This window comes from Xenorhabdus bakwenae (genome assembly GCF_030272115.1).
Classification (GTDB): Bacteria; Pseudomonadota; Gammaproteobacteria; order Enterobacterales; family Enterobacteriaceae; genus Xenorhabdus; species Xenorhabdus bakwenae.
In genome coordinates, this window is record NZ_CP119194.1 from 1,829,206 (window position 1) to 1,842,799 (window position 13,594).

At 42.4% G+C, this 13,594-nt stretch carries 8 protein-coding genes, 5 tRNA genes and 1 pseudogene; 1 reads left to right on the forward strand and 13 read right to left on the reverse strand.

Annotation, left to right across the window (positions count from 1 at the left end):
• The first annotated feature begins 31 nt into the window (after window positions 1-31).
• Window positions 32-1,312 (forward strand): HlyC/CorC family transporter, encoded by a 1,281-nt coding sequence (locus PXH59_RS09395; RefSeq protein WP_285811431.1) that lies wholly within the window; start codon window positions 32-34, stop codon window positions 1,310-1,312.
• Window positions 1,313-1,553: 241 nt separating this feature from the next.
• Here PXH59_RS09395 and luxS read toward each other — a convergent pair whose 3' ends face one another.
• The 13 genes and pseudogenes from luxS to aas form a co-directional block, all read right to left on the reverse strand.
• Window positions 1,554-2,069, reverse strand: coding sequence for an S-ribosylhomocysteine lyase (gene luxS / locus PXH59_RS09400; RefSeq protein ID WP_047771889.1), 516 nt, complete (start codon window positions 2,067-2,069; stop codon window positions 1,554-1,556).
• A gap of 158 nt (window positions 2,070-2,227) precedes the next feature.
• On the reverse strand, window positions 2,228-3,787 hold the full coding sequence (gshA, locus tag PXH59_RS09405) for a glutamate--cysteine ligase (protein ID WP_285811432.1): 1,560 nt from the start codon (window positions 3,785-3,787) through the stop codon (window positions 2,228-2,230).
• A gap of 194 nt (window positions 3,788-3,981) precedes the next feature.
• A tRNA-Arg gene (locus PXH59_RS09410) sits at window positions 3,982-4,058 on the reverse strand.
• 81 nt (window positions 4,059-4,139) lie between these two features.
• Window positions 4,140-4,216: transfer RNA gene (locus tag PXH59_RS09415), tRNA-Arg, on the reverse strand.
• 81 nt (window positions 4,217-4,297) lie between these two features.
• Window positions 4,298-4,374, reverse strand: a tRNA-Arg gene (locus PXH59_RS09420).
• An 81-nt stretch (window positions 4,375-4,455) separates the two neighbouring features.
• Window positions 4,456-4,532, reverse strand: a tRNA-Arg gene (locus PXH59_RS09425).
• Between the two features lie 7 nt (window positions 4,533-4,539).
• A tRNA-Ser gene (locus PXH59_RS09430) sits at window positions 4,540-4,632 on the reverse strand.
• A gap of 415 nt (window positions 4,633-5,047) precedes the next feature.
• On the reverse strand, window positions 5,048-5,233 hold the full coding sequence (csrA, locus tag PXH59_RS09435) for a carbon storage regulator CsrA (protein WP_010845367.1): 186 nt from the start codon (window positions 5,231-5,233) through the stop codon (window positions 5,048-5,050).
• A gap of 247 nt (window positions 5,234-5,480) precedes the next feature.
• On the reverse strand, window positions 5,481-8,108 hold the full coding sequence (alaS, locus tag PXH59_RS09440; RefSeq protein ID WP_285811438.1) for an alanine--tRNA ligase: 2,628 nt from the start codon (window positions 8,106-8,108) through the stop codon (window positions 5,481-5,483).
• 362 nt (window positions 8,109-8,470) lie between these two features.
• Complete coding sequence (gene recA / locus PXH59_RS09445) at window positions 8,471-9,547, reverse strand: recombinase RecA (RefSeq protein ID WP_047770457.1); 1,077 nt, start codon at window positions 9,545-9,547, stop codon at window positions 8,471-8,473.
• A gap of 103 nt (window positions 9,548-9,650) precedes the next feature.
• Window positions 9,651-10,154, reverse strand: coding sequence for a nicotinamide-nucleotide amidase (gene pncC, locus PXH59_RS09450; protein WP_285811440.1), 504 nt, complete (start codon window positions 10,152-10,154; stop codon window positions 9,651-9,653).
• A gap of 25 nt (window positions 10,155-10,179) precedes the next feature.
• Window positions 10,180-11,376: a lysophospholipid transporter LplT gene (gene lplT, locus PXH59_RS09455; protein WP_285811441.1), complete on the reverse strand. Its 1,197-nt coding sequence runs from the start codon at window positions 11,374-11,376 to the stop codon at window positions 10,180-10,182.
• Between the two features lie 4 nt (window positions 11,377-11,380).
• Window positions 11,381-13,529 (reverse strand): annotated as a pseudogene (gene aas, locus PXH59_RS09460) (bifunctional acyl-ACP--phospholipid O-acyltransferase/long-chain-fatty-acid--ACP ligase).
• Window positions 13,530-13,594 lie beyond the last annotated feature (65 nt).

The following is a 13,594-nucleotide window of genomic DNA, read 5'->3' on the forward strand; positions in this document are numbered from 1 at the left end:
ATTTGTATAATTATTAGGAAGGAATTCTGTTTTGGAGAATGTCTCAACAAGCACACTGATTATAATTCTTGTTGTTATGGTTATTGTTTCAGCTTATTTCTCTGCCTCTGAAACTAGCATGATGACAATCAACCGATATCGTTTACGCCATCTGGCTAAACAGGGGAACAATCCCGCACGCAGGGTGGAATCTCTGCTGCGTTATCCAGACAGACTCATTAGCCTGATACTTATCGGTAATAATCTTGTCAATATTTTGGCGTCCTCTCTTGCTACTATCGTTGGTATGCGACTCTATGGCGATGCCGGTGTAGCCATTGCAACAGGTGTACTCACATTCATTATTCTTATTTTTTCTGAAGTAATGCCAAAGACCATCGCAGCGCTTTACCCTGAAAGAATTGCATTCCCAAGTAGCTTCCTGTTACGCCCGCTAGAAAAAATTATGCTGCCCCTTGTTTGGTCATTTAATAAGATCAGTTTGCTGTTTATGCGCTGTTTGGGTATCAAAACCGCTAATATCCGCAATGATGCTGTCAGTAAAGACGAGCTACGCACAATTGTAAATGAACCAAACGTCAATCTATCACGCCGCCATCAAGATATGCTGCTCTCAATATTAGACCTTGAGAAAGTCACCGTTGGTGACATTATGATCCCACGTAATGAAATTGTCGGCATTGATATTAACAATGATTGGAAGTGCGTTATCAGGCAACTGACACACTCCCCACATGGACGTATTGTGTTATATCGTGACTCCCTTGATGATGCTATCGGTATGCTCCGAGTACGTGAAGCCTATCGACTGATGATGGAGAAAAAAGAATTTACAAAAAGAAATTTACTCAAAGCCGCAGATAAAATCTACTTTATCCCAGTTAGCACTCCCTTAAATATTCAACTTATTAATTTCCAACGTAATAAACAAAAAGCGGGTCTGATCGTTGATGAATATGGCGATATTCAAGGATTAGTGACTGTCGAGGATATTTTGGAAGAAATTGTCGGCGATTTTACCACTTCTATGTCACCAACTCTGGCAGAAGAGGTTCTGCCGCAAAGTGACGGCTCCGTTCTGGTTGATGGCACAGCCAATATACGTGAATTAAATAAGGCTTTCGGTTGGGCACTTCCCGAAGATGGTCCAAGGACAATGAATGGAATGATTCTGGAAGAACTAGGTGAAATTCCTGAATTAAGCGCTAACGTGCAGATTAATAAATACAATTTTGAGGTTCTTGCGGTGCAAGATAATGTTATCAAGCAAGTTCGTGTAACGCAGATAAACCCAAATACGAATAAAGTATAAAATTAATTCAGTGAATAAGTTAACCGCTATAATACACTCGGATTAATACTCAATCTAATCTGTCTATGTAACCAAAGGAAAATAATTAAAAAATCTGATAATTTTAAAAATATAGAGAGAAAAGAACACCAATTCAGGGCTAGCAGAATAAGCTAGCCCCTCAATAATATAAAGCAGATCTGACTACTTAACCAAGTGTAATAATCGTTGAGATACCGCATCTTATACAATATCTAACAAACTAAACTTGAAGCTCCACCAGTTTTTCTTCAGGCAGTGCCAATTCATCGTTATAATTGACACGAACACCAGAATCAAGGATACGCTGAGCAATATCTTGAGCTTCTTTCAATGAGTGCATTTCATATGTACCGCACTGATAAATGTTTAATTCTGGGATCTGATTCTGATCTTGAACTTTTAGCACATCTTCCATTGCCGCTTTCCAAGACTCAGCCACTCTCAATTCTTCTGGAGCACCGATTAAGCTCATATAAAAACCAGTACGACATCCCATTGGAGAAATATCAATGATTTCAACACCATCACCGTTCAAATGATTGCGCATAAAACCTGCAAACAAATGCTCAAGTGTGTGAATACCTCGTTCTGGCATCACTGCTTTATTAGGAACACAAAAACGTAAATCAAATACTGTGATAGTATCGCCGTGAGACGTGTTCATTGTCTTGGCAACTCTAACAGCAGGTGCAGCCATACGAGTATGGTCAACTGTAAAACTATCCAATAAAGGCATAATACTACCTCCTGAGGTATCAGATTTTTTACGAAGATTTTTTCAGATAAATGAAACCTTTTCATTTTCGGCTAGTCATAAGATATGAAGACGCGCAAAAATTGTTATCATCCCTATTCTCTAAGATATTTTATTTGGCCACCTGTGGTGGCTTTTTTTTAACGCCCAGCATGAAGTTTTAAATACCCTTCAAAGTTCATGTTATCATGCTGTTCAAGATCATGCTGGCGTGACACAGAAGCTTCACGCTCAACAGAAAAATTTTCATCATTCAAAATTGAATAATATTCTTCAATCAATTCGTTATGATACTGGCCTGCCAGTTCCAACCCAAAACCAACTATCCCCTGAGATTTCATCTTGTCCAGGACACGTGCTGAAAACGTTAGTGATGGATCTTCAAACATATTAACCAATTCTTTACAGACTGATTGATATTGGGTCCCTGAACAGGCATCCAGGACTTCAGCAACTCGCTCTAAATCCCTGAATAATTCTTGTCCCACAATCTTAAGCGGTTGTTGTTCAACCCCATAACCAAGACCAATAGACAACCCTGGTTTACGCCCTTCTAAGATAACTTTATTCCAGTTTCCACGACAACAGGCAAGTTCCTCATTTCCCATTTCAGGGGCATCAGCCAGAGCACACCATATCAAAAATAAGTCAAGAAAACGAATTTGCGTCTCATCGACCCCAATAGAGGAAAAAGGATTAATATCTAAAGAACGCACTTCAATATATTCTATACCACCTCTCAATAAAGCATCTGAAGGTGATTCTCTCTCTTTCGTGACTCGCTTTGGACGAATGGGTGCATACAACTCATTTTCAATTTGAAGAACATTAGTATTGAGCTGTAAGTACTTATCTCCTTTTTTGATACCGATTGCCGCAAATTCTTCAGATGGCTTATGAATTGCTTTCTTAAGCCCCTCTATATAGGTATGAAGATGATTAAAAGTAATATTCAGATCACTTTGCGATTTGTTGGTATACCCCAGGTCACTCATCCTCAACGAAGTCGCATAAGGCAGGTAACAAGTCCCTCTTTCTGTTTTCTCAAAAGATAATGCTGTATTTCGTCCACGTAAGAATGAAGAACAGATTGCCGGAGATGCACCAAATAAATAAGGGATCACCCAGCCAAAGCGGTAATAATTGCGGATCAAACGAAGATAGCCATCTGAAATCTGCTCTTTTCCTGTTTCAGCGTCTTTAATACCTAACCACGCCTGCCAAAAACTCATTGGCAGAGAAAAGTTATAATGCACTCCAGAAATTGTTTGCATTAATGCGCCATAACGACTCTTTAATCCTTCACGATACAAGGTTTTAAAGCGGCCCAGGTTAGACGTACCATATTGAGCCAAAGTGATATTTTCTTCTTCATCGATAAAACATGGCATACTTAAAGGCCACATTTTTTCATTATTCAGATTCCGAGCGGTATAGATATGCAAATCTTTAAGGAAAGCAATGGTTCTATCTATATTACTATCGACAGGGGTAATAAACTCCAATAGAGATTCAGCGAAATCAGTTGTAATCCATTTATGCGTTAAAGAAGCACCAAGTGATTTTGGATGCTCTGTCTTAGCTAAATGACCGTCTGGAGTAACACGCAATGTTTCACGTTCAATGCCTCGGCAAATACCGTTTAATACGGTTGGGTTTGCCTCTAACCATGACAATGCTTTTGATACGTCCGGGATCAATTTGTCCTCCCGTGGAGTTTAAAAGATTATTACTAAAAGTTCACTTTATATGAAACAAGTCAAGTTGTCGCTGATTACATAGAGGTAGCAATGCACTTCCGCACAAATTATAAACAGAATTAATAAAACAAATGTGATTTTTGAACGGAAATAAAAAGAAAAACCCCCGCCTTATCAAAGCAGGGGTTTTAAAATGGTGCATCCAGGAGGATTCGAACCTCCGACCGCTCGGTTCGTAGCCGAGTACTCTATCCAGCTGAGCTATGGATGCGTTGTCGGTTTTCTATTTCTGATCAGGCGCTAATAATTGCCTGACTAGAATTGAGATACCTAAAAAATCGCGGTGTTTAAATGGTGCATCCAGGAGGATTCGAACCTCCGACCGCTCGGTTCGTAGCCGAGTACTCTATCCAGCTGAGCTATGGATGCGTTGTCGGTTTTCTATTTCTGCTCAGGCGCTAATGATTGCCTGACTAGAATTGAGATACCTAAAAAATCGCGGTGTTTAAATGGTGCATCCAGGAGGATTCGAACCTCCGACCGCTCGGTTCGTAGCCGAGTACTCTATCCAGCTGAGCTATGGATGCATTGTCGGTTTTCTATTTCTGCTCAGGCGCTAATGATTGCCTGACTAGAATTGAGATACCTAAAAAATCGCGGTGTTTAAATGGTGCATCCAGGAGGATTCGAACCTCCGACCGCTCGGTTCGTAGCCGAGTACTCTATCCAGCTGAGCTATGGATGCATATTAATGGCGGTGAGGGAGGGATTCGAACCCTCGATGCAGCTCTTAACCACATACTCCCTTAGCAGGGGAGCGCCTTCAGCCTCTCGGCCACCTCACCATTTTTAAAACCTGCAACTTAGAAGTTTCCACTTCGTAGCTCTTCGAATCTTTTCTTCAAGCTCTTCGTCGCTGCGATGGCGCACATATTACTTTCCCTGCCTGATAAGTCAAACAATTTTTCGAAACTTTTTTCCAACTGAACACTTAGCGCACAAAATGCTTGATCTGCCACCTAAGAGACTGTTTTATCAACAATGAAATTGTCTAAGGATCGTTAAAGTTTATGAAAATAATTATTCATCTCTATAGCCTCATGAACGATGCTTTTTCAACAGATAGAAAATAAAAAGACATGAGAAAATAGAATCAAGGTGTAAAAAAGAGATAAACATAAAAAGAGAAGTAGAAAGAAGAAAACAAAAGGGAGTAGAGTAGCGCCCAAGTCTTAAAAAAGCGTGGACGCCATTCTTGAATTAAAAAGTTGTGGGCTGAGATTTCTCCGCCTGAATCCGTTGATAAATTTCTTCACGGTGAACAGAAACTTCCTTGGGCGCATTTACACCAATGCGAACTTGGTTGCCTTTAACTCCCAGTACTGTGACTGTTACCTCATCGCCTATCATGAGCGTTTCACCAACTCGACGAGTCAGAATAAGCATTCTTTGCTCCTTGAAAATTTAAAAGAGTCGGGTCTCTAGGTTTCCCCGCTATTATCCATCAAACACCGTGAAAACGTAAAGCAATGATATCTACTTAAAGTATAAGCAGTTTTGAACACATTTCCTATATCTATAGGATAGCTAAAATATAAGTATGTGCCCAACATTTCAACAATTTCACAACAAAAAACATTTGGCACCATAAAAAAATACTTTCATGGTGCCACTGCTGTCACGGCAATACCAACTATAACCGCAATGTTACCCACTCTTCTACACTAGCTAATGCGGAAGGAAGAGCTGTTATATCACTCCCACCAGCCTGAGCCAGATCAGGGCGTCCCCCTCCTTTACCGCCAACCTGTTGGGCAACAAAAGAGATTAAATCGCCTGCTTTTATTCTAGCAGTCAAATCCTTCGTTATACCAACAATTAGACTGACTTTATCACCAGTCACTGTAGAAAGCACAATAATTGCTGATTCTAACTGATTTTTTAGATCATCAACCATCGTCCTAAGCATTTTCGGTTCTATATCACCTAATTGTGTCACCAGTAGACGAACACCTTGGATTTCCTTGGCTTGGTTTGCCAAGGAAGAACTTTCCTGGACTGCTTGCTGAGATTTCAACAGTTGCAGCTCTTTCTCCAACTGTTTCGTTCTGTCCAGTGTCGTTCTCACTTTCTCATTCAGACTACTGATATCACTTTTCACCAGATGAGCGATGTCTTGCAGTAAATCAGCCTGCTGATAGATAGAGTTTAATGCAGCTTGCCCTGTAATAGCTTCAATACGGCGAATTCCTGCGGCTGTACCTGATTCACCGGCTATACGGAACAAACCTATATCACCTGTGCGACTCGCATGAGTACCACCGCATAGTTCGGTAGAAAAGCCTCCCATGCTAAGTACACGCACTTTTTCGTCATACTTCTCGCCAAACAGCGCCATAGCACCTTTGGTTTTTGCTTCTTCCAGCTCCATTAATTCTGTAACAATTGGCGAATTTTTGCGAATCTCTTCATTCACCAAGTTTTCGACTTGACGGATCTGTTCTGGCTTCATCGCCTCAAAGTGAGAGAAGTCAAAGCGCAGATACTTATCATTTACCAAAGAACCTTTCTGGGCAACGTGTTCTCCCAAAATTTGACGTAATGCCGCATGTAATAAATGGGTCGCTGAGTGATTCAAACGAATCGGACCTCTGCGCCCCCCATCAATTTCAGCATTAACTGTATAATTAACGCTCAAACTACCACTGATCAATTTACCAATGTGCCCTATTGCCTGAGCATATTTTTGTGTATCGACGACGTCGAATACCCCATTGTCATTCGACAATTTACCCGTATCACCAACCTGTCCACCAGATTCAGCGTAGAATGCCGTTTTATCAAGTATAATAATTGCTTCTTCACCAGCGTGAATTTGCTCAACGGCTTGGCCATTGCGGAAGAGAGCAATAACAGTAGCTTGCTGTGAATTATGCTCATAACCACAAAAATCACTGCGTCCATCAACTTTGATCAGTTCATTGTAATCAGTACCAAAGCCACTGGATTCACGAGCACGACGACGCTGGTTTTCCATCGCCGCATCAAAACCCGCTTCATCTACTTTGATATTACGTTCGCGGCAAACATCCGCAGTCAGATCAACAGGGAAACCATAGGTATCATACAAGCGGAAAGCGGTTTCACCATCGAGCGTATCATCAGATAATTTAGCCAGCTCTTCATCCAGCAACTGCAAACCACGTTCCAAAGTACGAGCAAACTGTTCTTCTTCGGTTTTTAATATCTGCTCAACCAAAGTCTGCTGCTGTTTCAGCGCTTCACCCGCCGCACCCATGAATTTAATCAATGGTGCAACGAGCTTGTAAAAGAAGGCCTCTTTTGCCCCCAACATATTGCCATGACGAACAGCACGGCGAATGATACGGCGAAGTACATAGCCACGGTTTTCGTTGGATGGAATAACCCCATCGCAAATCAGGAACGCACATGCACGGATATGGTCTGCAACAACACGCAAAGATTTATTGGTAAGATCTGTCGCTCCTGTCACTTCTGCAACCGAAGCAATTAAGCTTTGGAATAGGTCAATCTCGTAGTTAGAGTTAACGTGTTGCAAGACGGCTGTGATACGCTCCAGTCCCATGCCGGTATCAACGGAAGGTTTTGGCAACGGCTCCATAGTGCCATCGGCATGACGGTTGAATTGCATGAAAACGATGTTCCAAATTTCAATATATCTGTCACCGTCTTCTTCTGGGCTGCCTGGAGGCCCCCCCCAAATATGTTCACCGTGGTCGTAGAAAATTTCCGTACAAGGGCCACACGGGCCAGTATCCCCCATTTGCCAGAAATTATCTGACGCATATGGTGCACCTTTATTATCGCCTATACGGATGATTCTTTCTGCTGGAACCCCGACTTCTTTATGCCAAATGTCATACGCTTCATCGTCTGTCTCATAGACAGTAACCCACAGTTTTTCTTTTGGCAGGTTAAACCATGCTTCGCTGGTCAGTAACTCCCATGCGTATTTAATTGCATCTTGCTTAAAATAATCGCCGAAACTGAAGTTACCCAACATTTCGAAAAAAGTGTGGTGGCGGGCTGTATAACCCACATTTTCTAAATCGTTATGCTTACCGCCCGCACGAACACAGCGCTGAGCCGTTGTTGCTCTAGAATAAGGCCTATTATCCAATCCTAAAAAGACATCTTTGAACTGGTTCATCCCTGCGTTGGTGAACAACAATGTTGGATCATTGGTTGGCACCAACGAGCTGCTTGGCACTATCTGGTGCCCTTTAGTATGAAAAAAGTCAAGAAACGCCTGACGGATCTCAGCGGTGCTTTTGCTCATAATTGTCCCGAAATCAAGCTGAAAAAACAGATTTATGAATGGTTGAGATGGTATATCGCATCACCATTTCAACTCACGAATAAATTAAAGTAGGGTTAAGATAGAGTGTCTTCCATAAGAAGTAAAATCCCATATAAATCCATTCGCTTTCCCGCATTGTAATTCGTCTGGGAATTTTCTGAAAGTCTGTTCGTTATACCTGTTTCAATACGCCTATTTCAAGGATGTTTATTTCCTCTATAAAAACAGACATAACAGACATAAAAGCAAAAACCACACCCGATATGGTTGTGGTTTTTAAAAGCTAAGTCAGTTCTATATTATGACCAAAATAAGGAAGTTAAATTAATAACGAAAAGTCATTAAAACTCTTCGGGATTCACTTCTTCGCCATTTTCTTCAGAATCTGTCACATAATCCGTGGCAGCACTGCTGAACCCGCCTGTATTATTCAACAGTAAATCACGCAGTTTCTTATCTAACTCGGATGCAATTTCTAGATGTTCTTTCAAATAGATGGTGGCATTAGCTTTACCTTGTCCAATTTTATCGCCATTGTAGCTATACCATGCACCTGCTTTTTCCACCATTTTGTGTTTAACACCCAGGTCGATTAATTCACCAAAAGTATTAATACCTTCACCATAGAGAATTTGGAATTCGGCTTGTTTAAATGGTGCAGCAACTTTGTTCTTGACCACTTTCACACGCGTTTCGCTACCCACCACTTCGTCGCCATTTTTCACTGAACCAGTACGGCGGATATCCAAACGGACAGATGCATAGAATTTCAATGCATTACCACCAGTAGTCGTTTCAGGGTTGCCAAACATGACGCCAATTTTCATGCGGATCTGGTTGATAAAGATCAACAGGGTATTTGAATTTTTCAAATTCCCCGCCAATTTACGCATAGCCTGGCTCATCATACGTGCCGCCAGGCCCATATGAGAATCGCCAATTTCACCTTCAATTTCTGCTTTCGGTGTTAATGCGGCAACAGAGTCAACAATAATCACATCAACAGCACCAGAACGTGATAAGGCATCACAGATTTCCAATGCCTGTTCACCCGTATCAGGCTGAGAACACAACAGATTATCAATATCTACGCCCAGTTTTTTCGCATAAACTGGATCAAGAGCATGTTCGGCATCAATAAAAGCACAAGTTCTGCCTTCACGCTGGGCAGCGGCAATAACTTGCAGTGTCAGCGTTGTTTTACCGGAAGATTCTGGCCCGTATATTTCAACAATACGCCCCATTGGCAAACCACCTGCACCCAATGCAATATCCAGTGACAGGGAACCGGTAGAGATGGTTTCAACATCCATTGAGCGATTTTCACCCAAACGCATGATGGAACCTTTACCAAATTGTTTCTCAATTTGGCCCAGCGCTGCTGCTAGTGCTTTTTGTTTGTTTTCATCGTTAGCCATATTTACTCCTTCGCAAGCAATGAAGGGGCTGCCTCACTGCTGATAAACTGTTTTTGATACCAAAGTGCCGTATGATTATACTGTATAATCATACAGTATCAAGCTAATTTTTTACAATTTCTTCCAATAAGGTTTTTAAAGAAAAAATGACGGCCTGTAGACGCACGGCATTACGATCACCTGAAAAATGCTGGCGATAAGTTACAGTCTGGATGTTTTTATCAACATAAAAGGCAAACCCAAACCAAACTGTGCCGGTTGGTTTTTCTTCACTCCCTCCCGCAGGACCAGCAATACCACTGACAGCAACAGAAATATCGGCCTTAGCGACAGTTAATGCTCCTGCTGCCATCTCTTTTACAACCTGCTCACTTACTGCACCAAATTGCGCTAATGACTCTGGTAAAACCCCCAGCATTTCATGTTTAGCGTCATTACTGTAAGTCACAAAACCACGATTAAAATAGGCCGAACTTCCCGTAATATCTGTGATCACTTTAGCTATCCAACCTCCTGTGCAAGATTCTGCACAGGTCACGGATAATTTTCTCTGTTTTAATCTCTTTCCGAGTTCAATACTAAGCTGGTTGAGAATTTTTTCATCCATAACAGGCCTTCAACTCTATAAGAAATTAATTTTTCCGAAGCAGATCCCAAATCCATAGCCCCCCAATTGCCAAAGAAAGCAAAATACCAAAGCCAATGCCAACCGCAACGACCGAAGCTCCCAATATGATGGAAACCGAATAAAGCCCCAGCATTACCAGCATAGCACTATTTTCGCCCAGATTTTGCACAGCAACAGCTTTACCTGCTCCCATTGAATGCTTTCCATGTTCTTGCAATAGCGCATTTAATGGAACGATAAAAAGCCCACCAAATACCCCAAGGACGATCAAAATTAAGTAGGAAAATACTATTGATTGCTGAGTAGCAAAAAGAATGACCATGAACCCGATTAAGACCCCCGCAGGCATACAGCGACGCACAGTTTTCAATGTAATAAACCGCGCCGCCAAACCTGCTCCAACAATGATACCAATCGCAACTACTGCATTCATCAATGTCGGAGTCGTATTACCATCAATCCCCAGTACCACAGGAACCCATGCCACCAACAGGAAGCGCAGTGTGATACCCGCCCCCCAAAACAGGCTCGTGCCTACCAGCGAAAAACGTGTTTCCTGATTACGCCAAAGTGAAGTACAAACCGCGATGAAATCCACCAACATTTTTTTAGGATTCCACCCCTTGCCTTCACGAGCCGCCGCCAGACGAGGTATATAGAAATTAGATATGACCGCCGCACCATACAATAAGGCACAAAGCCCTAATGCCAATATCAGACTGATATCAGAAAGGAAACCGCCAGCAACTGAACCAATCAAAATAGCTGCGATGGTAGAAGCTTCCATCATGCCATTGGCTTTTACCAAACGCCCACCATCAGTCAACTCCCCCAAGATCCCATATTTAGCAGGGGAATAAGCCGCCGCCCCAATTCCTACTAAGGTATATCCCAGAAAAGGATTCATATCGATACAGATGCTGATGGCCCCAAGCAATTTGACGCCATTAGAGAAGAGCATGACACGCCCTTTTGAAAACCGATCAGCAATTTGCCCCACAAAAGGGGCAAGTATGATATAAGTCAGGACAAAAACAATTTGCAGTACTGGCCAACTCCATTCGGGATAAAATTCCGCCTTTAATTGAGCCAGAATGGCAAAGAACAGTGCATTATCAGCAAAAGCAGAGAAAAATTGTGACAGCAATACTGCTTTCATTCCGCGAGTTAACAGCGGTTGAGTTTCCACAGTAACATCCATTTCTTTACCCCTGTTCAGCCATTTCTCTTAGTGTGACAAAATCCGGTTTGCCACTGCCAAGCAAAGGAAGCTGCTTCATATAACGAATATCTCGTGGAACCGACAACTCCGGCATCCCGATTTCACGTGCCACTCCCAGCATTCTGTTTCTATTTAGATTCACATCTGTTGTGAACAATACTAGTGCTTCGCCTTTGCTTCGATCACTTCTGGTTGTAGCCGCATGTAGCGCATCCGTAGATACGTGAAAAGCTATTAGTTCTACCGCTTCGAGAGAAACCATTTCCCCTGCAAGCTTGGCAAAGCGTTTCACACGTCCTTTGATCGTACAGAAACCCTCTTTGTCAATCGAAATGATATCGCCGGTATCATACCAGCCGACTTGTTTATTCCCTTCTTCGTCTTCAGCAGATGGTTGCTCCAAACGATCAGGCGCTTCAACCCGCAGATATCCTTTCATGACATTTGGCCCACGTAGCTGCAAGCGCCCCCCTTCTTCAATGCCCTGTACCGGCAACAAACGCGCTTCCATGCCAGGCAAGATCCGCCCGACAGTTCCTGGTTTTGCTGCCATCGGTACATTGATTGCCACTACCGGTGCACATTCTGTCACGCCATAACCTTCCAGAATACGGATACCAAATTTATCCTGCCAAACGCGTTTGGTGTTTTCTGATAGTTTTTCTGCGCCAGCCACCACATAGCGCAGACGGGCAAAATCATAAGGATGGGCAAAACGAGCATAATTGCCTAAAAAAGTCGATGTTCCGAACAAAACGGTACAATTACAGTCATAAACCAGCTCAGGCACAACACGATAATGTAGCGGACTTGGGTAAAGGAATACGCGACTGCCTGTCATTAATGGAGTAAATAGGCCAACTGTCAGCCCAAAAGCATGAAACAGTGGCAAAGAGGACATAAAGCGATCCCGTGGAGTAAAATCAGCAATTGTTTTTATCTGCTCAACATTCGCCAATAGGCTGGTATGGCTGTGGACAACACCTTTTGGGGCACCTTCTGAGCCTGAAGTAAACAGGATCAATGCATCATCCTCCGGCTTTTGCGCAACCAAAATGGCTTTGGAAGGGAAAATTAAATGCCACAATATCCACAGCTTATCTTCCCGCGTGATTGTCTCTTTCAAATCTTCGAGATATACCCAATTGGCTTCAGTCACCTGTTCTGGCAGATGAGTCAATTGTCCTTTTTCCAGAAATTGGCGGGATGTTACGATGGTTTTGATAGTTGCAGCCTGCATAGCATTCTTAATGCCGCTGCTTCCTGCCGTATAGTTTAAAAGCGCCGGCACTCGTCCCTTTAACGAAGCGCCATATAGGGTAGCCGCCATTGCGGTCGCATTTGGCAACAGCAGGCCAATTCGTTCACCTTCTTGTGTAAAACGTTCTAAGATTCGGCTGATAGCCAATATTTTTTTTCAGCAATGAGTGATAGCTATCTTCTTTAAAATTCACATCTTCAATGCAGGGCTTAAAGCGGCCAAAGCGTTTTTGCGCAGTAAGATAAGCGCTGAACAACGTCTCCTTTGGGCGTGTCTGCATTCTTACTTCCATCATAATGGCATGGAGGTGTTCTCCTGCTAAACGACGACGTGTTGTTGAATCAGGTGCATCTGGCATGGGCAGATCGACGGCCGGTAAAATCTTGAGGGTGATTTTCGGGAACCAGTGCAATTTCATAATCCCTTTTAACCGAGCAAAAATCGTTTGTTCTGCACCATCAATTCGGATTGCTACTACTTTTGCGCCTGATTTCGCGGCAATAAAAGCGGCGCCATCATAAATTTTCATAAGGGAGCCGGTTATGGTGATCCTCCCTTCGGGGAAAATCACAAGCGGGCGCCCTTTATCCACTTCTTTGACCAATGTCCTGACTGCCATTGGATTGGTAGGATCCAGAGGCACAACATCCGCATAAGGTTTGATAAATTTGAGAAAACCGTGGGTTGCAATATTAGAATAAACAGCAAATACAGGCTTTATTGGCAGGAATAGTCCAATTAACAAGCCATCCAGAAACGAAACATGATTGGGAGTAATAATGCATTTAGGGTGTTGTAACTGCTTGATATCACCTTCGATTGTAACCCTGAAGAGTACACGAACAAGTATCCGAATAAAATTTAAGAGCATATCCATATCTCAAATATAATTAATAAAATTAAAGTGAGTAAATAGAATGATACTATAAGTTGTAC

Excerpts from the sequence above, each read along its gene's own strand:
- luxS (WP_047771889.1), bottom strand. The coding sequence starts at position 2,069 with ATGCCTTTATTGGATAGTTTTACAGTTGACCATACTCGTATGGCTGCA.
- csrA (WP_010845367.1), bottom strand. The coding sequence starts at position 5,233 with ATGCTTATTCTGACTCGTCGAGTTGGTGAAACGCTCATGATAGGCGAT.
- alaS (WP_285811438.1), bottom strand. The coding sequence starts at position 8,108 with ATGAGCAAAAGCACCGCTGAGATCCGTCAGGCGTTTCTTGACTTTTTT.
- recA (WP_047770457.1), bottom strand. The coding sequence starts at position 9,547 with ATGGCTAACGATGAAAACAAACAAAAAGCACTAGCAGCAGCGCTGGGC.
- pncC (WP_285811440.1), bottom strand. The coding sequence starts at position 10,154 with ATGGATGAAAAAATTCTCAACCAGCTTAGTATTGAACTCGGAAAGAGA.
- lplT (WP_285811441.1), bottom strand. The coding sequence starts at position 11,376 with ATGGATGTTACTGTGGAAACTCAACCGCTGTTAACTCGCGGAATGAAA.